The 19,122-nt window shown below is 31.5% G+C and carries 16 protein-coding genes; 8 read left to right on the top strand and 8 right to left on the bottom strand.

Going from position 1 to position 19,122, the window contains the following annotated elements:
• Positions 1 to 69: 69 nt before the first annotated feature.
• Positions 70 to 2,823 carry an NACHT C-terminal helical domain 2-containing protein gene (locus tag GM3709_RS14340; protein WP_066120627.1) on the top strand — a complete coding sequence of 918 codons (2,754 nt, stop codon included), beginning with the start codon at positions 70 to 72 and terminating at the stop codon, positions 2,821 to 2,823.
• Between the two features lie 243 nt (positions 2,824 to 3,066).
• On the opposite strand, the gene GM3709_RS14335 is transcribed toward GM3709_RS14340, so the two are convergent.
• A complete protein-coding gene (locus GM3709_RS14335) occupies positions 3,067 to 3,330 on the bottom strand; it encodes a hypothetical protein (RefSeq protein ID WP_066120624.1) in 264 nt (87 codons plus the stop codon).
• A 471-nt stretch (positions 3,331 to 3,801) separates the two neighbouring features.
• Here GM3709_RS14335 and GM3709_RS14330 point away from each other — a divergent pair, with 471 nt between their 5' ends.
• Positions 3,802 to 5,025 carry an HhoA/HhoB/HtrA family serine endopeptidase gene (locus GM3709_RS14330; RefSeq protein ID WP_066120619.1) on the top strand — a complete coding sequence of 408 codons (1,224 nt, stop codon included), beginning with the start codon at positions 3,802 to 3,804 and terminating at the stop codon, positions 5,023 to 5,025.
• A 77-nt stretch (positions 5,026 to 5,102) separates the two neighbouring features.
• On the opposite strand, the gene hemW is transcribed toward GM3709_RS14330, so the two are convergent.
• The 4 genes from hemW to gatA form a co-directional block, all read right to left on the bottom strand.
• Positions 5,103 to 6,296 (bottom strand): radical SAM family heme chaperone HemW, encoded by a 1,194-nt coding sequence (gene hemW / locus GM3709_RS14325; RefSeq protein ID WP_066120616.1) that lies wholly within the window; start codon positions 6,294 to 6,296, stop codon positions 5,103 to 5,105.
• A gap of 335 nt (positions 6,297 to 6,631) precedes the next feature.
• Entirely contained in the window at positions 6,632 to 6,772 is a 141-nt protein-coding gene (locus tag GM3709_RS20535) for a hypothetical protein (protein WP_158506746.1), read from the bottom strand.
• 41 nt (positions 6,773 to 6,813) lie between these two features.
• Positions 6,814 to 7,008, bottom strand: coding sequence for a hypothetical protein (locus GM3709_RS20530; protein WP_158506744.1), 195 nt, complete (start codon positions 7,006 to 7,008; stop codon positions 6,814 to 6,816).
• Positions 7,009 to 7,509: 501 nt separating this feature from the next.
• The gene (gene gatA / locus GM3709_RS14320; protein WP_066120613.1) at positions 7,510 to 8,961 is read right to left on the bottom strand and encodes an Asp-tRNA(Asn)/Glu-tRNA(Gln) amidotransferase subunit GatA; all 1,452 of its coding nucleotides are present in this window, start codon (positions 8,959 to 8,961) and stop codon (positions 7,510 to 7,512) included.
• Between the two features lie 289 nt (positions 8,962 to 9,250).
• On the opposite strand from gatA, the gene GM3709_RS14315 reads away from it, so the two are divergent.
• On the top strand, positions 9,251 to 9,493 hold the full coding sequence (locus GM3709_RS14315; RefSeq protein ID WP_066120610.1) for a DUF4327 family protein: 243 nt from the start codon (positions 9,251 to 9,253) through the stop codon (positions 9,491 to 9,493).
• A gap of 109 nt (positions 9,494 to 9,602) precedes the next feature.
• On the opposite strand, the gene GM3709_RS14310 is transcribed toward GM3709_RS14315, so the two are convergent.
• Together GM3709_RS14310 and GM3709_RS14305 are read right to left on the bottom strand one after the other, a co-directional pair.
• Positions 9,603 to 11,018: an FkbM family methyltransferase gene (locus tag GM3709_RS14310; RefSeq protein ID WP_066120607.1), complete on the bottom strand. Its 1,416-nt coding sequence runs from the start codon at positions 11,016 to 11,018 to the stop codon at positions 9,603 to 9,605.
• A 223-nt stretch (positions 11,019 to 11,241) separates the two neighbouring features.
• A complete protein-coding gene (locus tag GM3709_RS14305; RefSeq protein ID WP_066120604.1) occupies positions 11,242 to 13,587 on the bottom strand; it encodes a beta-1,6-galactofuranosyltransferase in 2,346 nt (781 codons plus the stop codon).
• A 188-nt stretch (positions 13,588 to 13,775) separates the two neighbouring features.
• Here GM3709_RS14305 and GM3709_RS14300 point away from each other — a divergent pair, with 188 nt between their 5' ends.
• Positions 13,776 to 15,308, top strand: a complete 1,533-nt coding sequence (locus GM3709_RS14300; RefSeq protein ID WP_066120601.1) for a hypothetical protein — start codon at positions 13,776 to 13,778, stop codon at positions 15,306 to 15,308.
• Between the two features lie 59 nt (positions 15,309 to 15,367).
• On the opposite strand, the gene GM3709_RS14295 is transcribed toward GM3709_RS14300, so the two are convergent.
• Complete coding sequence (locus GM3709_RS14295; protein ID WP_066121957.1) at positions 15,368 to 16,120, bottom strand: MBL fold metallo-hydrolase; 753 nt, start codon at positions 16,118 to 16,120, stop codon at positions 15,368 to 15,370.
• Between the two features lie 202 nt (positions 16,121 to 16,322).
• On the opposite strand from GM3709_RS14295, the gene GM3709_RS14290 reads away from it, so the two are divergent.
• The 4 genes from GM3709_RS14290 (at position 16,323) to ruvB (ending at position 19,108) form a co-directional block, all read left to right on the top strand.
• Positions 16,323 to 16,733 carry a hypothetical protein gene (locus GM3709_RS14290; protein WP_066120598.1) on the top strand — a complete coding sequence of 137 codons (411 nt, stop codon included), beginning with the start codon at positions 16,323 to 16,325 and terminating at the stop codon, positions 16,731 to 16,733.
• 83 nt (positions 16,734 to 16,816) lie between these two features.
• Positions 16,817 to 17,230, top strand: a complete 414-nt coding sequence (locus GM3709_RS14285) for a phosphomannose isomerase type II C-terminal cupin domain (protein ID WP_066120595.1) — start codon at positions 16,817 to 16,819, stop codon at positions 17,228 to 17,230.
• A gap of 323 nt (positions 17,231 to 17,553) precedes the next feature.
• A complete protein-coding gene (locus GM3709_RS14280) occupies positions 17,554 to 17,979 on the top strand; it encodes an iron-sulfur cluster assembly accessory protein (RefSeq protein ID WP_071828053.1) in 426 nt (141 codons plus the stop codon).
• A gap of 22 nt (positions 17,980 to 18,001) precedes the next feature.
• The gene (gene ruvB, locus GM3709_RS14275; protein WP_082713013.1) at positions 18,002 to 19,108 is read left to right on the top strand and encodes a Holliday junction branch migration DNA helicase RuvB; all 1,107 of its coding nucleotides are present in this window, start codon (positions 18,002 to 18,004) and stop codon (positions 19,106 to 19,108) included.
• Positions 19,109 to 19,122: the final 14 nt, after the last annotated feature.

The following is a 19,122-nucleotide window of genomic DNA, read 5'->3' as shown; positions in this document are numbered from 1 at the left end:
ATGGTGAGCAAAAAGCTCACCTTAAAACAAATATAATTATCATTTAATCACATTTAATAAATGTAATCAATGAATAATCAGCAAATAATTACATTGGTCAAAAAAGTTCGTCAAAATGTTCAAGATAAAATTCACCAACAAGATGGCACAATAAAATTATTAGATGTGTCTTTTCCTATTGAAATTAATGATTTATATGTGGACGTAAATGTTCTCAATGAACCCAAAAATTATTATCATGGAGGAATTGAAGATTTATTAAACAATAGTCAGGATTATCATCAAGATTTTGAGCGTTTAGGACTCTCTGAGAGACAGAAAAGAGAAGGAGGAATAGAAAAGGTTAAAAATTCTCAAAAATTAATGGTATTGGGAAAACCAGGCTCAGGAAAAACGACATTTTTAAAGCAGATTATCATAGAATGTAATAAGGGAAATTTATTAACTCATTATGTACCGATTTTAATTAAATTAAGAGATATTATTAAGTGGGAAAAAAGACATAATAATTTTACTGTACAAAATTATATTATTTGGTATTTTAGAAACCATTCTCAAGCAGAAATACAAACTTTAATGGAGAAAGGAAAATTTTTAATACTATTAGATGGTTTAGATGAAGTCAGTATAGAAAATCAAGATAAAATTGTAGATGAAGTTGATTACTTTATAGAAGAATATGGAAATAATCGTATAATTATTAGCAGTCGAATCTTAGCACAAAAACGTCAGTTTAATAATTTTTCATATATAGAAATAGCAGATTTTAACGAAAACCAAATTATTACCTTTGTCAATAAATATTTCCTTACTTTATTTAATCAAGAAGACGAAGAAACAGTACAAAAGAAAGCAGAATATTTTTTAGAACAATTAGGCTCTGGAGAAAATCAACAAATTAGAGATTTAGTTGTTACTCCAATACTATTAACGTTAACTTGTAAGATATTTGCCGATACAGAAAAATTCTATTCTAAACGACATCACTTATATGAAAAAGCACTAGAAATTTTATTCTCTAAGTGGGACGAAACCAAAGGTATCAATCGTTGTGCTGAACAAATTTATTATCATTTAACAATAAATGAAAAGCAATATTTATTGGCTTATATTGCCTATCAAAAATTTAAAAAAGACCAATATATTTTATTTGAAAAAGAAGAATTATTGAAATATATTAGTGAGTACTTTGAACAAAAATTAAATAAAAGTATCAATGAAAAAGACAGTCAATTAATTTTGGATTCAATTGTTATACAACAAAGTTTATTAGTAGAAAGAGCAAACTGTATTTATTCCTTTTCTCATTTAAGTTTTATGGAATATTTTACAGCAATATATTGTATTAATAATGATGTAAACAACTTATTAACATTACAGGTAAAAAATTTTAAAAGTAGTTCTTTATTCTATAAATGGCATCATGTTCTGATTTTTATGTCAGGTATGTTATCAAACAGTAATTGCTTTTTATTGCAAATGAAACATAAGATTGATAATCTAGTTTCAGGGCATAACAAAATACAAGATTTCTTAAACTGGTTAAATATTAAGTCTAAATCAATTGATACAAATTTAAAACCATCTGCCATAAGAGCATTTTATTTAGGCTTAGAGATAAAAACTCGACAACCACAGTTATCTTGTGCAATAGATAGTGAGCTTGAACCAATAAAAAAGATAGCTGTTGAAATTGATATGGCTTTTGATAAGTTTTGCAATATTTTACCTAAATTCGATTATGAGGAATATTTTTATCACACAAATGACAAACGAACTATTCTCCAATTAAAAGACATGATTATTGATTTTAATTTATTAAGAAACTTTGACCGAGCATATTGTGAAACTTTTCCAGATGTAATTACAAATGATAGAGATTTTGATTTGTTTCCTATTATATCTTTTATCAAAAGTAATTTTCTTGAACAAAAACTGTCAATAGAACTGGAAAAAATAAATACTGAATTAGATACTTTATGTAGTCCATTCGATCATATCAGAATGGAAAGAAATAAAAAATCTAATAATTCTGATTTTTTAGAAATAATGAGAGAAAGACACAATAATATAGATATATGGAAATCTTGGTGGATAAATAATGGAAAAAATTTTTTAGAAAGGTTGAGAAAAATATTGATAGAGAACAGGGATATTTGTCACGATTGGAATTTTACCGAGAAAGAGAAACACTTACTAAGCTATTATTATAATTTAAATTACTTATTAATTCATTGTTTAAGTAATTATGCTACGGTTACGAACACAATCAAACAACAGATAGAAGAAACTTTATTGTTACCTATCTCAGAAATAGAAAAAAATTCATATGTAATTGAGTCCAGCTTAGAATTATCACCAAATAGTATGCAAAAAGAAGAAAACCAAATTTTTATTAGTTATAGTCAGAAAGATAAAGACTGGTTAGATAAACTTAAAATCATGATTAAACCACTAATCAAAAATAACAAAATTTCTTATTGGGATGACACACAGATAGTACCAGGTTCTATCTGGAAAGATGAAATTAATCAGGCTTTAGATTCTGCGACAGTTGCCATTTTAATGGTTAGTCCACATTTTTTAGCTTCTGATTTTATTATAGACCATGAACTTCCACCTTTATTAAAAGCATCAGAAGAAAGAGGTTTAAAAATTCTCTGGTTATACATTAGTGAGTGTTTATATGAAGAAACTGAGATTAAAAAGTATCAGGCAGTTCATCAAATAAATTCTCCCTTAGATAGTCTTAATGACTCAGAATTAAATAAAGTTTTAAAAGATATTGCACATAAAATTAAAAAAGCGTCAAACAATCCCTAATATAATCGGTTTTATAAATGTATTATTAACAGTTTGGAAGTACGATCGTCTGTTATCATCCAGTAGCGAAGTATTTTAGTGCTTGGGTGAGGTTTTGGTGGGCATTGCTCACCCTACATAAAAATTAGCGTTAGAAGTTTCATTAACGGTACTTAAACTAAAAATATTAAACTATGAATCTCAAATCGTTATAAATCAAAGATTTTACATCGATCAATAACTTTTCCTTTTATACTAAGAGTTTCAGCCGTTTTTATGGCGTTTACCTAAATCCCTTACTCTGACTGTATTTGAAGCTATTTTTGCACCAAAATTTTTCAAAGTACCGCTAGGAGCTTTACAATGACGGTGGGAAAGAAAAGGTCGCCAATGGGAAAGACTGGCACTGCCCGAAAGTAGAATGGCACTGACAATCTCGCCAAAAACGGTGAGATGTCGTTTATCTTTGGGTTGAATGTATTGGCTAAAATGTTGTATAAGTTGAAGATAAGGTAGGGGTGTGTTCATGAGAGATAATGATTAAATGTAGACTAAAAATTATCTCAAAAACCCACTCCTACTGACAAGATCCTCTCAAAAGTGAAAAGATTGATTACTATATCTAGTTTTTAGGACTTTTCTGCACCACTAAGACTATTTTGTTTAAGTACCGTTAGATATGCACAATTGGTTCACCCATTGCTGTTACTGTACCTCATCATTCTGACTGATAAATGCTATATTTGATTCTACCTCTTCTATAATGGAATTTTTCGTCATAAACTTTTCATCTCACTGTCACAGGAAAGTCAAATCATTCGTTTATATTAGTAGATGTCAGCTTAAAAAAAGGTTTTCCTCTTTTGTTCCTTCGCTCTTTAAGCTGACTTTTTCAAAGTTTCATGAAACTTATTTTATTTTAAACAGAAGAGCAAATTCATTGCTATATATATCTTAATTTTATTAAAAATAACCCAAACCATTTAGGAGTAATTATTTATGATCAATAAATCATCGACTAACAATTCTTTCAAAAAAGCCACTACTTGCACTTCCTTACTTGTACTAGGTGCGAGTCTAGGTGTTGGTATCAATTATATAATGAGCACCCCTCAAATATTTGCTCGAACCAATGATAATCAAACTTTAGAGCAGAAAGATAATACCGTTGCCACGGCTAAATTACCCGGATTAGTAGAAAATGGCGATATTAATTTTGTTACCAAAGTTGTACAAGAAGTTGGGCCGGCGGTGGTAAGAATTAATGCTCAACGTACTGTGGCAAATAACAATAATAATGTACCTCCTGTATTTAATGATCCTCTTTTCCGTCAATTTTTTGGCAATCAAATACCCCAAATGCCACAAGAGGAAATCCAACAGGGTACAGGATCTGGTTTTATCATTAGTGATGATGGTAAAATCTTGACGAATGCCCACGTTGTTGAGGGTGCAACTCAAGTAACGGTAAATCTTAAAGATGGTAGAGTTTTAGAAGGTAAAGTCTTAGGTAGTGATCCTCTCACAGATTTAGCCGTCATTAAGATTGAAGCTGAAAATTTACCGATCGCACTTTTGGGTAATTCTGATGAATTGGTAATTGGAGAATGGGCGATCGCCATTGGTAATCCTTTAGGATTAGATAATACAGTTACGACAGGAATTATTAGTGCTACAGGTCGATCGAGTTCTCAAATAGGAGTAGGAGATAAAAGACTAGACTTTATTCAAACCGATGCGGCTATTAATCCGGGTAACTCTGGAGGCCCACTTTTAAACGCCAAAGGAGAGGTAATTGCCATAAACACTGCGATTATTAAAAATGCCCAAGGATTAGGTTTTGCTATTCCTATCAATCGGGCGGCAGAAATTGCAGAAAAACTCATCACAGAAGGAAAAGTAGATCATCCCTACTTAGGAATCTCCATGGTATCTTTGAATGAACAAACAAAACAACAGTTGAATCAAACGGAAGGGTTTAACTTAACCAATGAAGAAGGAGTTTTAATCGTCAAAATAATGCCTAACTCTCCCGCCGCTAAGGCTGGATTACAGTCAGGGGATATTATTCAAAGTATTGAAGGAGAATCTATTAAAGAGCCTTCTCAAGTACAGAAAAAAGTAGAATCTAAAGATGTAGGATCTGATTTAACTCTTGATTTACGCCGACAACAAAAAGAGTTAAAAATACCTGTTAAATTAGGTGTATTACCTACTAATTAGAAGTTAAGAGAAAGGAGTTAGGATATAGTACAATTAAGCAATTTAAACTTTATACCATGTCCTAATTATCTAAAAAATTATTGATTTTCAAGAGTTTCAAATTCAGAAAATAAAGCGGTTAAAACTGTATTAGAATATAAAAATCCTTGGGGATCTGTTAAACTTAATAGATCAAGCTTTTCATCTAATGTTACTAAATTATCAAAGAAAAAACTCTTAAGACATTGTAAAATTTTCTCACCAATTTCTTGACCAAAATTAGTTCTTATTTCAGCTAAATTAACTCCTTTTTTTAGTCTTAAACCTAACATTAAAGTTTCTAATAATTGGTCATTTTTAGACGTAGTAGGAATATCAATTATTCCTCTATTTTTTTTATATTCTTCTACCCATGCAAAATACTCTTTTCGAGTACGAGGACGGGTAAAGCGTTTATAATCAGTATAACTGGCCGCACCCATACCAAAACCATGATAAAATTCGTTACGCCAATAAACTTGGTTATGTCGGCATTTGTAACCCTCTTTACCATAGTTAGAAATTTCGTAATGACTGTATCCTGCTTCCCTCAATTTTTCTGAGGCTAAACAATACATTTTTGCTGTTATTTCATCAGGAGGTAAAGGGTTATCACCTTGAGCATATTTCTTTCCAAATACAGTAACGGGTTCTAACACCAAATCATAACAAGATAAGTGCTTAGGTTGCAACTCGATCGAGCTTTTTAAAGACTCTAACCAATCATCGAGGGATTGATGAGGTAAACCCGAAATTAAGTCTAAACTCCAATTATCAAAACCTGCTTGATTAATTAACTCTCCAGCTTGATATATGTCTGTTATTCTATGTGTTCTGCCGCAATCCTCCAACAATTTATCTTGAAAGGCTTGTACTCCTAAACTAACTCGATTTACTCCTAATTTTTGGTATTGTTTAAGTTTAGTTAAATCAAAGGTAGCAGGATCAATTTCTAGGGAAATTTCAGCATCTTTATTAATTCTAAAATGATTGTTTAAAGTGGTTAAAATTGTTTCTAAACCTTCTACAGCTAATAAAGAAGGAGTGCCACCACCAAAAAAAATAGTTTCTAAACTGGTAGTATTTTCTTGGGAAGTAGCGATAATTTCTTGACAGAGAAAATCAACATATTCTTTTTGCCAATGGGAATAATTATGACCACTATTATCACCTAAAACGGTAATGGGAAAATCACAATAAAAACATCTTCTTTTACAAAATGGGATATGAATATAAGCGGATTTAGTTAACATAAAAATAATAGCTTTTCTACTTTGAATATGATAAATTTTTCCTTGAAAAGGGTAAGCTAAGACGCATTTAACTTACATTTTCTATTAACTCTTAAAAATTACTAAAACTCTTAACTGTTGCCTCTTGCCTTTTGTTATCTTATCAGGCAGAGTGTTTTCAAAGTCGAGATAAAATTGAATTTTTTCAAGTCGCTTTAGCAGATTTTTGCCCGACGCTTTGTCAATTTATTGCAACGTGATTTATTAGTCGAAACCCTTAGTGGTGCAGAAAAATAATAGAACATAATTACTGAAATACGATAATTTTTTCAAATTCAATTCGATAACGAAGAAACTCAGCTAACCAGTAATGCTTGTCGAGCGATTTCTAACACCGATACATAATCAGAAAAACTAACAGTAGCACTACCATGTTCGGTCACTTTTTGTGCAACACAAAAAGAGCGTCCACCCCAAGCAAAGGAAACTTCAATCAAATAAAATTGATCCCAGAGTACACTGGTATCGAGAACAAGAACTATCGGTTGAGATTGCCAAGATGGAAGAAAAATTGTAGTAGTGGTTGATAAAAAATGGAGGGTGTAATATTTTGATTAAGAAGAAAATAAGAAAGACGAGCTATATGACTACGGGCATTACAATTACGGTGGGAAAAAAAGGGTAGCCAATGAGAAAGACGCTTCACTGCCCGAAAGTAGAATGGTACTGACAATCTCTCCAAAAACAATGAGATGTCGCTTATCTTTGGGTTGAATGTATTGGCTAAAATGTTGTATAAGTTGAAGATAAGGTAGAAGTGTGTTCATGAGAAATAATGATGAAATATAGACAAAAAAATTATCTCAAAAATCCACTTCTACTGACAAGACCTTATCAAAAGCGAAAAGATTACCATATCTACTTTTCAGGACTTTTCTGCACCACTAAGGGTTTTTGGTTCTAAAAATACCAAATCTGATTGAATTATTTAATTAAATTAATCTAAGTAAAATCAATTATTAACAGTTTTTCATCAATTATTTACCTAATACCTAACAAATCATACCTAATACCTTGCTATTACCCATACATTTTGCATCGAACTGAGGTATTACTTATTACTTACCAATTGACAATTGATCCATTCAGGGTTTAAAGCCTCCCCTTTTTAGACTATCAATTGTACATTGTTAATTCTCCATTGTTGAACTCTCTTTACCGATAATTTTATAGTTTACCCTTGGTAAGATGGAGTTTTTGTATGAAAATCAGTGGCTTGTTGATAGGCGTAACCCACTTTAAATAACACATCTTCCCTTAATACATTACCAATTAATTGCATCCCGATCGGTAAATTTTGGTGATCAAATCCGCAAGGAATACTCATGCCGGGTAAACCGGCTAAATTAACTGGAATAGTCATTAAATCAGATAAATACATACTAAGAGGATCATCGGTTTTTTCTCCTGCTTTAAAAGCTGTGGTAGGTGCCGTGGGAGAAATTAACACATCCACATCGTTAAAAGCATTATCAAAGTCTTCTTTAATGAGAGTACGCACTTTTTGAGCTTTGAGATAGTAAGCGTCATAGTAACCAGCAGATAAGGCATAAGTACCCAACATAATTCGTCTCTTGACTTCTGCACCAAATCCTTTGGCTCTAGTACGAGTGTACATTTCAAGAAGGTTCTCTGATTCTTCTCTTATGCCATATTTAACGGCATCGTAACGAGCAAGGTTGGCGGAGGCTTCGGAAGGAGCAATAATGTAATAAATGGGCAATCCGTAGCGAAAACGAGGGCAGGAAATTTCTTTTACGGTTGCGCCCAACTTGACTAATTCTTCTACAGCTCGATCGACAGTTTGTGCTACAATATTGTCTAATCCATCTCCAAAGGTTTCTTTGATGATGCCTATTTTTAAGCCTTTTAAATCACTACTGAAAGATTTTGTATAATCGGGAATTTCTACATTTAAACTGGTAGAGTCTTTATGATCATATCCTGCGATCGACTGTAATAAAATAGCTGTATCTTCTACGGTATGGGCAAAAGGGCCAATTTGATCTAAAGAAGAAGCATAGGCGACTAAACCAAAACGAGATACTAAACCATAGGTAGGCTTTAAACCAACAACTCCACATAAAGAAGCTGGTTGACGAATCGAACCCCCGGTATCTGAACCCAAAGAAACGACACACTCGTTAGCGGCAACGGCGGCGGCTGAACCACCAGAAGAACCTCCCGGTACTCTAGTAATATCCCAAGGGTTTGCGGTGACTTGATAACCTGAGTTTTCTGTGGAACTTCCCATGGCAAATTCATCTAAGTTAGTTTTACCTAAAATAACTGCTCCTTGATCTTTTAATTTTTGGGTGACGGTAGATTCATAACTGGGGATAAAGTTTTCTAAAATTTTTGAGCCACAAGTGGTGGGAATGCCTTTAGTGGACATATTATCTTTAATAGCTATAGGAATACCTTCTAAGATGTTAATATCTTCTCCTCTTGCTATTTTTTCATCCACTTGTTTCGCTGTAGAAAGAGCTAAATCTTTGGTTACGCACAAAAAACTTTTAATTTGTGGTTCTAATTGTTCGATCGTGGTTAAATATTCTTCTGTAATTTCTACTGCCGATCGTTCTTTGTTTTTAATTTGCTTGTGTAATTCTTTAATAGAAGCCATGAATAAATATTTTTTCTGTTATACATTATCAATATTTTATTAACTATACCAATATTTTTGAATCGAAATCAGACAGATTAACTAAACAGAGAATGATTGAACAATTATTCATCGACCAACATTTTTTTCTATTTCTGGCCAATCATTTAGATAGGTTTCAGCTTATTAAAGAGTATTTGTCAAGGAATTGTTGCGACTTCTTAAAGAAACGGTATAGAATTTAACTGAAAGATTTGTTTTTTTCCTTTAAGGCAATTTTAAATACTTTACTTATAATACTGAATTAATTATGACTACTTATACTCTTTCCCCTATTTCTCCCTATCGTTACACCCTTGATTTCATTAGAGATGAAATTAGAGCCTTATTAGAAAGGGGTAGCATTAGCCGTCATCAACCTATTTATAGTTTGGCAAATTATATTCCCCCTAGAGAATGGTTATCTATTGAAAGACAATTAGAAGAAAAAGATTATTTACTACGCGATCGTATTGGTGATTTATTAGGTGCAGAAGACTGGGATAATGATTAAAGTTATACGGTGCGATCGTCACTTTCCGTGAGCGAATTTAATTTCTAATTATTTCGGGGCGTAGTATTTTACGCCTTGGGAAAATACAGTTGTTATTACTCAAAATTTATTAATAGAAATAAGTTTCAGAAATGACGGATAATGCCCAACGATGAGCTTGAACAAAAATGTTATAGTCTTGGAAGAAAAAAATATTACCCCAACTGTTAGTGACAGAATGGGAATGATTACAGTAAAATGCGATCGATGTATTTTTATCACCCCAAACTCGATACATTACAATATGCCAATAATATTTTCGACGACGCATTTCGGTGACTAAATTTTCTAATTTATTGTGAGTTTCCGAAATACCGAAAGGAATTTGAGAGTCCCAAAATTCGGTTATCACCACAGGATATTGATACAATCCCATACCTTGAATTACTTGTAAATCAAAACCTTCGGTGTCAATTTTGACTAAACCAACATTAGAAGGAATCTCTCGACTATCATGTAAACTAGCTAGGGTTTTTACCGTCACAGTGGTAGAGTCGGTAAAGGACAAATCTTCAGGCATAGAATGTTTAATTAAACTATTATATAAGCTAGAATCTTGATAAATTTTGTCTGGAGTTTTATCCGTAGCTAAATATAATTCTTTGGTGTCATTATTTGAACCTAAAGCAATTTGATGACAGTGGAAATTAGGATTTTTTTCTAGTCTTAATTTTAGTTTTTCATAGGTAGGTAAAAATGGCTCAAAAGCATATACTTCATATCCTGCTTTTAATAAACTTTCAGAAACATCCCCTATATTTGCACCCACATCAATAGCATAACGATTTGGAAGAAAAGAATATAAGTACATCATTAAGCCTATTTCTGGTTCATTTAATTCTTTTGAAGAATCATTAATAATTAGTGGTTTAGGTGTTAAATCAGTTACAATATTTGTAATTTTTTGTTGCTGTTGAAATAGGGATTGTTGCTGTTGTAAAAAGTTTTCGCAAAGTTGTTTAATTACATTTTGTTGAGATAAAGAATCATGATAAAGTTGTTTAATTACGTTTTGTTGGGATAAAGAATTGTCATAAAGTTGTTTAAGGTGATTTTGCTCAGATAAGGTTTTTTCAGAAAGGGTTTTAATATTAGTTATTTCTTCATTTACGATCGATAAATTTTCATCAACGGTATTAATTTTTTCTTCTAAGGTATTTAATTTAGTATTTTGAGATTCATTATTTTGAAGTAAAAAAGAAAGTTTTTTTGAGACCTCTTGAACAATTGTTAGTAAATTATTATAGTAATTTTGAGACTGTTTATAGATACTTTTTAACGTTTGTATAACAAGGATATTTGCTTCTAAAAAAGAAGTATCATTATTTAATAAGGAATTAGTTTTTATTTCTAAATTATTGGATTTATCAAGAATTTGATCAAGTTTTTCAAGACTTAATTCTTTAATAATTTTAATTCTTCTTATTAATGGTAAATTGGCGAAAAAACTAACAACACCTTTTTTTTCTTGTGGTTCTAATGACATAATTTTTATAAAGATTTCTTATGATAAATTAAAATATTTTTTATATTATTTAGGTAAAAATTTGGAAAAATAATTTTTTTTTGGATTGAATTGCTCAAAACTTTTATCTCCCAAATAAAATTCATTTCATTGCGAATAGCGAACGTTAACTAAAGTTATCTCTAAATTCAAACACTAACACAAAATCAAATTCCTTCATATATTTTCTTCATGGTAAATATTATTATTGATCGGAAAATAAATCTTCAAATTTAAAGTCGGCAAGTTCTCCTTTTTGTAAGGATTCCCAAATCCAAAGGTTTATATCTTTTGCAGAAAATTTTTGTGCTACTTGAGAGGCTTTTTTACGCATTTCTCTTTGTATCTCAGGTTTAGTAACATAATCTACCGCCTGACGGAAACTCTCACCATCATAATCACAAATAAGACCAATACCAAAATTTTTCACAAATTGAGCGGCAGAAGTTGTCTGGCTTCCTAATAAAATCACAGGGGTATGAGAAGAGGCTAGGGCGAAAATGATTCTCCCCGGTAGACTTAAACGAGATAATTCTGGGTGATCATCTTTTTCATCCATTGTACCAGTAGGAACTACTATATAAGGATAGTCTTTTAATTTTTGTGCTAATTCCGGTTCGGGAAGGATACCATAGGGAGTAATTTTGGTTTTTTGACTGATTTCTTCGGGAGATTCTGTTAACCAGATATAATTTGAGTTACCATACCAATCTAGTTTTAACTCAGTATTCATGAGGGTGTCGGCTAACATTTGAAACCATTTTTGACTCCAAACACTACCAATTAATGCCCCAGTTTTATTTTTGAGGAGATTTTTTTGAGGAAAAGTGGGATTTGTTGTAATTAAATTATCAGGTACTACGGCTGGTAATAAGTAAAATTTTAACCCATATTTTTTTTCGTAAGCGTCTCTAAGTTCAGGATGAGTAGCTAAACGAAAAGAACATTTACTTAAAAACTCCCTCATTATATCATCAGGAATCTTGTTGATGACTACATTTTGGTCATCCATAATATATACTCCCAATGGAACATTATATAATTCCTTAGTAGCGATCGACAAAAGTAAATCATCAGTATAATAAGGAACACAAAATATTTGTTTAACTTTAACCCCTTCTAAAAGATTTATCATGGCTTGAAATGCTTGAAAACGCGAAATATTTTGACGTGGTAAACAATAACTCGCACTACCAAAATTGTGAACACCTCCGTAATCGTTTCGTGAGCGAATGGAGAATATATTGGGGGTATCTGCCATAATTCTTTTGACTAAAAATCCTGTTCCATGTCTATTATTAATTTCATTAGCAGTAATAACCACCGTAGCCGAACTTAAATACTGCCCTAGTTTTTCAAAACGAGAATCAGCAGGAGATTTTTTAGCCAAAGAATCCCAAATCCAATCTTCCATACCTTGAGAAGATAAAAATTGAGCTAAATTAGAGGCTTGATGACGAATTATGTCTTGATTTTGAACATCTTTTAACCATGCTATTTTTTCTTGAAATTCTAAGGAGTCATAATGGGACACTATCCCTAATTGAAAATCTGTGACAAAATTAGCGGCAGCAGTTTCCTCATTACCCATAACTAATAAGGGAATATGGGCAGTAGCCACTAAAAAAGGTATTCTTGAGGGTAAACTTAATTTCGCAATTTCCATGCGCTCACTGCTGCTGATTTCTTGGGCAGTGGGAATAACTGCAAAGGATGCTTCTCTTAATTTTGCCACTAAATCGATTTCATTTTCCACATAACCCCTAAAAATAATGCCGTCTTGCTCTAATTCTGTTTCTTCAAATTTAAGCCACCCTCGATGGGGATTACCATACCAATCTATTTTAACGCCTGAACCTCTCACGGTTTCTCTCAGTCGATCAAGCCATTTTTGACTCCAAATATTACCGATTAAGACTCCATGTTGCTCTTGTGCTTGAGAAGGGAAAATTACTGTATCTTTGACAATGAATTGTTCTGGTGCTACAGGAGGAACAAACCAAATTTTTTGGTTATATTTTTGTTCGTAAGCTTGACATAAATTTCTGGAAATACCAAAACATAAGTCTGATTTATCCAGTAATTCCGCCATGTATTTATCTGGGATTTCATTAATATAGATATTTTGATCATCCATCAAATAAGTACACAGTGGCACATCAAACATATCTTTAATGGCAGTAGCGGTTAAGATGTCATCGAGAAAATAAGGAATACACAGTATTCTTTTCGGTTTGAGATTCCCTAAAGTCGATCGAACTTGCTCATAAATAACATTAACATCGTAATTATCATGCTGAATTAGAAAATTAAAATTCCCAAAATCGTCTTTTCCATCATAAAGATTACGAGAACGAATAGAAACTATATTTTGATCATCCCTAAAAATCCTTTTTAATAATACTCCCACCCCATGACGATCATTTACTTCTGAGTGGGAAATGATAAAGTCATAGTACCCACACTCTTGAATTATTTTTAAATCTTCTACCGCCAATTTTAATTGTGTTCGTAATTGCTGTTGTTGATTTTTGATCGATTGTAACAACATTGTATTTTATTAAAAAAAGATTGATATAATATTTATCCTTAAAAATACCATGTTTGTCTGACAATTTGTCCTTAGACAGTCAAATTATTTGATCAAAAGTCATAAAAGTTAAGTTTTATATAAAAAAAGATAGTCAATCATAGGGCTTTATCGTATAATTAATTGTTCAAAAAAAGATAGTTGTATAGATGATTTTTTTTAGAAAAAATTTAAGCAAATATATCATTATAGAAATTTCCATTTTGATTATTTTACTTATTACATTTTTGATTATAGGAATAGTTAATGCTTCAAGATTATACCCCGTATGGTTAGATGAAGTAACATTAACTGAACCTGCATCAAATTTATATTTTAATAATAGTTTTACTTCTGCTAGTTGGTATCATCAAACCAGTGATGAATTTCATGTTAGTACCTCTTTTCTTTATACAATTCTTTTGAGTTGTTGGTTCAAAATTTTGGGTTTTAGTTTACTTTCTGCTCGATTATTTAACTATATATTAATGATTATATCTAGTCTTATTCTATGGTTAGCAGTTTTTAGACTAAATTTAATTACTTTTTCTTGGTTAAGAATTTTTCTTGTTATAAGTTTTTTATTAACTGCAGGAATTACTTTTAACTATATTTCTGGCAGATACGATGTCATTTGTATTTTACTTTCTTTATCAGTTTTACTCGTATATTCTATTCACAATAGTAAATGGAGATATTCCATTATCATTTTTTTAGGAATTTTATTTCCTTTAGCAGGTTTATCTTCTATCGTATTTTTTACTATTTTATCAATAATTTTACTTGTTTATAACTATAGGTTATTTTGGCGAGAATATATTTTTATTAATGTCGGTTTTTTATCTGGAATTATTTTTTTATATTTCATTTATTCTATTAACAACGTCTGGGATGATTTTTTGTCGATGTCTCTTGGTCATAGTGTAGCCAGTAGTAACAGTGACATAAATTTATTTGCTAAATTTATTGATAAGATTAGTCAAGTTTTTAATCAACAAAATACAGAATATTTATGTCGAGGTTGTCTTGATAACTTTACTTGGCAATTTCTAGTAATAATATTATTTATTTTATTATTTTATGAAATTTTAACTAAAATTTTCTCATTTCGATCGCCGATTTCTTTTGGAGTTGTAACAATAATAATAATACCTATTACCATGTGCTTTTTGGGCAAATATCCAATTTATTATAGTTGGATGTCTATTATTCCTTTAATAATTTCAATTGGTGCAAGTCTCAACAAAATTTTATTAACAAATCAGAATTTTTGGTCAAAAAAATTAATTCTATTAGTTTGTTTTATTTTATGGGTTAAAGCGATGTCTTATGGTCTTCCTCAAGAATTGAAAAATGCTCGTTATAATTGGGATAAAATAGATTATGAAAAAGTAGAAAATTTTGTTAAAACAAATATAGATAAAAACGATGTAGTTTATGGTGATTTTTCGACATTTTACGCTGTAAAACCAAAGGCAAAAAATGTTTTTTTCCCCTTATATCATGGGTTATTGACTGATGATGATAAAGAAAAACTATCCGTTATCATTATAGATCCTAGAGAAACAGTTAGAGCAGATTATAATCCTGATGTTTTAGGACTTTTAGGAGAAAAAGAAAAACAATGGTTTGATACTGGAAAAAATTTAGATACGGGAATTTATAATTTGAAAATTTATCGAAAAAATATCAATAATGAATAAAAGATATTCTTGAAATAAATAACTATTATGCCTATTACAACGATCGAATATTTCTAAATTTATACATTAAAAACTGTCCAAGGTTGCAGATCGATCGCATTGGTTTTAATATTTTCTTTAGTTAGTAAATCACGAAAAAGTTCGATCGATCCTTCTTCTTTTAAAAGTTTAGTAAGAAAACCTTGAAATTCTAAATCTCCCCCTGCCGCAGTCGATAATATATATTCTGGTTGTAACCAACGACACACCTCCACTGCATTTTCTTGTCCTTTGATCACAGACCCAATAAAAGGTATTTTAATGTTAGTTAAGGGAGTAATGATAACTTTAACCCTTTTTTGACGTTGTAAGTTCGCACTGTGGAAACCATGAGGTTCATAATAAATAGAATCATCACTTTGTAAATCCCTGATAATATAACCATTTTCCACTAATCCGGGGCCTACTGGTGAACCTGCGATCGCCTCAATTTGTATTTTATCTTGAAAAATATAAGTTTCATTATGTTTTAATGAGTGAATTTGACTATAACCCAAACTCTGACAAACTTTAGCCGCATTTTCGGAAGCTACGATGGGTAGATTATGATCTAAAATTTTGAGGGTTGGCGGATGAGCATGATCTTCTAAACCCTGAGATAGTAGTAAAAGATCGATCGACTCTGGTATAGGATGAGAAGTACGCTTTTTTCCTTCAAACACCCATGATAAATTACCGAATATCAAAGATCCCACTAACCAAGGATCAAGTAATATCCTTAATCCGGCCATTTCTATTAACCACGAATTACTGTCTAGCCAAGTTAACTGCATAATGGGTATAAATGAAAAATACTGATAATAACAAATTGTATCAATTATTCGACTTCTTGTAGAAGTTAGGCTATCCGTAATAGTGAAAGGAATTGCTAATTTATTATTTTTGATTTGCCACAGCACTATTAATCGATCGTGCAATTTTTCCAGAATGGGTTATCATTAAAAACAAAAAAAAGGATAAAAGGATAAGTGGATTATGGGATATACTAATGTTTTCTCCAAACTAGATCAAGATCTGTCAAATCAAATTAAAACTTTACAAGCTAAACAACAAGAACTACTTGAAAGGAAAAAAAATTTATTAGCTAAAAAACAAAAAATTCAAGGTTTTCTTACTGATGCTCAGGAAGTTAGGAAAATATTAGACGCTGAACCGGAATTAATCGAATCTTTACAAATAGAATTAGCAAAAATTTTTACAGCTAATAATCAACCTAAATTACCGATAAAAAAAGAAAATAATGTTACTGTAAATTTAGAAGAACCTAAAGATAAAAATAAGGAGGTAAAGACTTTTACCCCATCTACCAGTGTGAATCTTCAAGAAGAAGAATCTATCAAAATTTTTCAATTTGTTGATGCCCAAGGCAAAAATACATCTTTTTAATTTATCGATGAAATTTTATTAAATTAAATAATCTTGTTATATTATTATTTTCAAGTTATTCTACAAAAAGTATTAAAACTCCTATGATTGAACTACAAAATCCCCTTATTCAAAGAACTGATAATGAAATTACCAAAGGCTATTCTGTGGAAAATCATGTTACAGAAACTCGTCCTTGGGGTAGTTTTACCACCCTTGAAGAAGCTACAGGATATAAAATTAAACGTATTGAGGTAAATCCGGGTCATCGTCTCAGCTTACAAATGCACCATCATCGTAGTGAACATTGGATTGTAGTTTCTGGTACTGCGAAAGTTGAGTGTGGAGAAGAAGTAAAAATTTTAGGGGCAAATCAATCTACCTATGTTCCTCAATGTACACCTCATCGTCTTGAAAACCCCGGAGTAATCAAATTGATTTTAATTGAAGTTCAAAACGGAGAATATCTAGGGGAAGATGATATTATTCGCTTTCAAGATGACTATGCAAGACAATAATTAGGCAAAGGTTGAAAAAGTTTTTAGTGAGGGTAGGAGTTAGGAGAAATACTTATAAATCAAAAACCCCATTTTTGTATTAACAATATTTACAAAAATAGCTAGATTAGAAAAGAAAAATCTTTGATGTGGGTAGGTTTTAGACTTTAGATTCATTTTGCCAAATGTTATTTAATTGTTTAATAAAATTAATCTATGTAAAATCAACTGTTAATAGTTTTTCATGAATTATTTACCTAATACCTAACAACTGATACCTAATACCTTTTATAGCTTTCTGATTTATTCAGCACACCATAATTACTATCAAATATTAACTGTTTATGATTACTTGTACCGAAACGGCGATCGCAGAAATTAAAAGACTCCGATGCCAACGGCACTCTGTGCGATCGCAAACTGTATCCTTGACATCCAAGAATACCACAGAGGATTCGATCTTAGATACATCAAATTCTTATATCAGAATAAAAATAGAAAAAGGAGGATGTGCTGATTATGTTTATCAACTAACCTTTGATACAAAATCACAACCTGAAGATCATCAATTATCCCCCGATTCTGATGTTACTATTATTGTTGATCGAGATAGCTATCAATACTTACAAAATTTAAAAATAGATTATACAGAAGACTTAATGGGAGGTGCATTTCAATTCAAAAATATTGATATTAGGGATCATTGTACCTGTGGTTTATCTTTTGCTTTACCGACAGAAATAGATAATCTAACAATTCACAAAAAATAGAAAAGCTATCTTCTTTTAAATTATGGCAATTAAACGATCGAACACCGAACAAAAATCTCAACGATTACCACAGCAAAAAAAGAATAAAGTATCGGATATTTCTAAGTCTGTATTATCAGAAGATGATAAACTGTTATTATCCACAGAAACTATAGAAGATTTAGGAGAAAATGAAGATAAAATTCGCCCTCATCGTTTAACCGACTATATCGGACAAAAAGATCTAAAAGAGGTGATTTCGATCGCAATTCAGGCCGCAAAACAGCGAAAAGATTCTTTAGATCATATCTTATTATACGGGCCTCCCGGATTGGGTAAAACTACCATGTCTTTAATTTTAGCCCAAGAAATGGGAGTTAATTGCAAGATAACGGCTGCTCCTGCTTTGGAGAGGCCTAGGGATATTACAGGCTTGTTAGTGAGTCTTAAACAGGGCGATATTTTATTTATTGATGAGATTCACCGTCTAAATAGAGTTACAGAAGAACTACTTTACCCAGCGATGGAAGATTGTCGTTTAGATGTGACGATCGGGAAAGGACAATCAGCTAAAATACGCAGTATCCCTCTCTCTCCCTTTACTCTCATTGGTGCTACTACCAAAATTGGTTCTTTAACTTCTCCATTGCGCGATCGTTTTGGCTTAATTCAAAGACTACAATTTTATCACATAGACGAATTAACTCAAATTATACTACGATCGAGTTCCATTCTTAATTTAGATATTGATAAAGGTGGTGCAGAAGAAATTGCTCGTAGATCAAGAGGAACACCGAGAATTAGTAATCGTTTGTTGAGAAGGGTTAGAGATTATGTGCAAGTCAAACACCAATCGAATATTAATCAAGTATTAGCAGCCGAAGCCTTAGATTTACATAATGTCGATCGTCTAGGATTAGATTGGACTGATAGACTGGTATTATCCACTATGATAGAACAGTTTAAAGGTGGCCCTGTAGGACTAGAGGCGATCGCTGCTGCTACAGGGGAAGACGCAAAAACCATTGAGGAAGTATATGAACCTTATTTGCTACAGATTGGTTTTATTAATCGCACCACCAGAGGGAGAGTTGTGACAGATAAGGCTTACAAACATCTTAGTAATGCACAATTGATAGTTGACAGTTGATAACTAATGGCTAA

The sequence above is a fragment of the Geminocystis sp. NIES-3709 genome, from assembly GCF_001548115.1.
Lineage (GTDB): Bacteria > Cyanobacteriota > Cyanobacteriia > Cyanobacteriales > Cyanobacteriaceae > Geminocystis.
This window is presented reverse-complemented; position numbering and strand designations above follow the sequence as displayed.

Coding starts and splice junctions, on each gene's coding strand:
- GM3709_RS14340 (WP_066120627.1), top strand. CDS start 70: ATGAATAATCAGCAAATAATTACATTGGTCAAAAAAGTTCGTCAAAAT.
- GM3709_RS14335 (WP_066120624.1), bottom strand. CDS start 3,330: ATGAACACACCCCTACCTTATCTTCAACTTATACAACATTTTAGCCAA.
- GM3709_RS14330 (WP_066120619.1), top strand. CDS start 3,802: ATGATCAATAAATCATCGACTAACAATTCTTTCAAAAAAGCCACTACT.
- hemW (WP_066120616.1), bottom strand. CDS start 6,296: ATGTTAACTAAATCCGCTTATATTCATATCCCATTTTGTAAAAGAAGA.
- gatA (WP_066120613.1), bottom strand. CDS start 8,961: ATGGCTTCTATTAAAGAATTACACAAGCAAATTAAAAACAAAGAACGA.
- GM3709_RS14315 (WP_066120610.1), top strand. CDS start 9,251: ATGACTACTTATACTCTTTCCCCTATTTCTCCCTATCGTTACACCCTT.
- GM3709_RS14310 (WP_066120607.1), bottom strand. CDS start 11,018: ATGTCATTAGAACCACAAGAAAAAAAAGGTGTTGTTAGTTTTTTCGCC.
- GM3709_RS14305 (WP_066120604.1), bottom strand. CDS start 13,587: ATGTTGTTACAATCGATCAAAAATCAACAACAGCAATTACGAACACAA.
- GM3709_RS14300 (WP_066120601.1), top strand. CDS start 13,776: ATGATTTTTTTTAGAAAAAATTTAAGCAAATATATCATTATAGAAATT.
- GM3709_RS14295 (WP_066121957.1), bottom strand. CDS start 16,120: ATGCAGTTAACTTGGCTAGACAGTAATTCGTGGTTAATAGAAATGGCC.
- GM3709_RS14290 (WP_066120598.1), top strand. CDS start 16,323: ATGGGATATACTAATGTTTTCTCCAAACTAGATCAAGATCTGTCAAAT.
- GM3709_RS14285 (WP_066120595.1), top strand. CDS start 16,817: ATGATTGAACTACAAAATCCCCTTATTCAAAGAACTGATAATGAAATT.
- GM3709_RS14280 (WP_071828053.1), top strand. CDS start 17,554: ATGATTACTTGTACCGAAACGGCGATCGCAGAAATTAAAAGACTCCGA.
- ruvB (WP_082713013.1), top strand. CDS start 18,002: ATGGCAATTAAACGATCGAACACCGAACAAAAATCTCAACGATTACCA.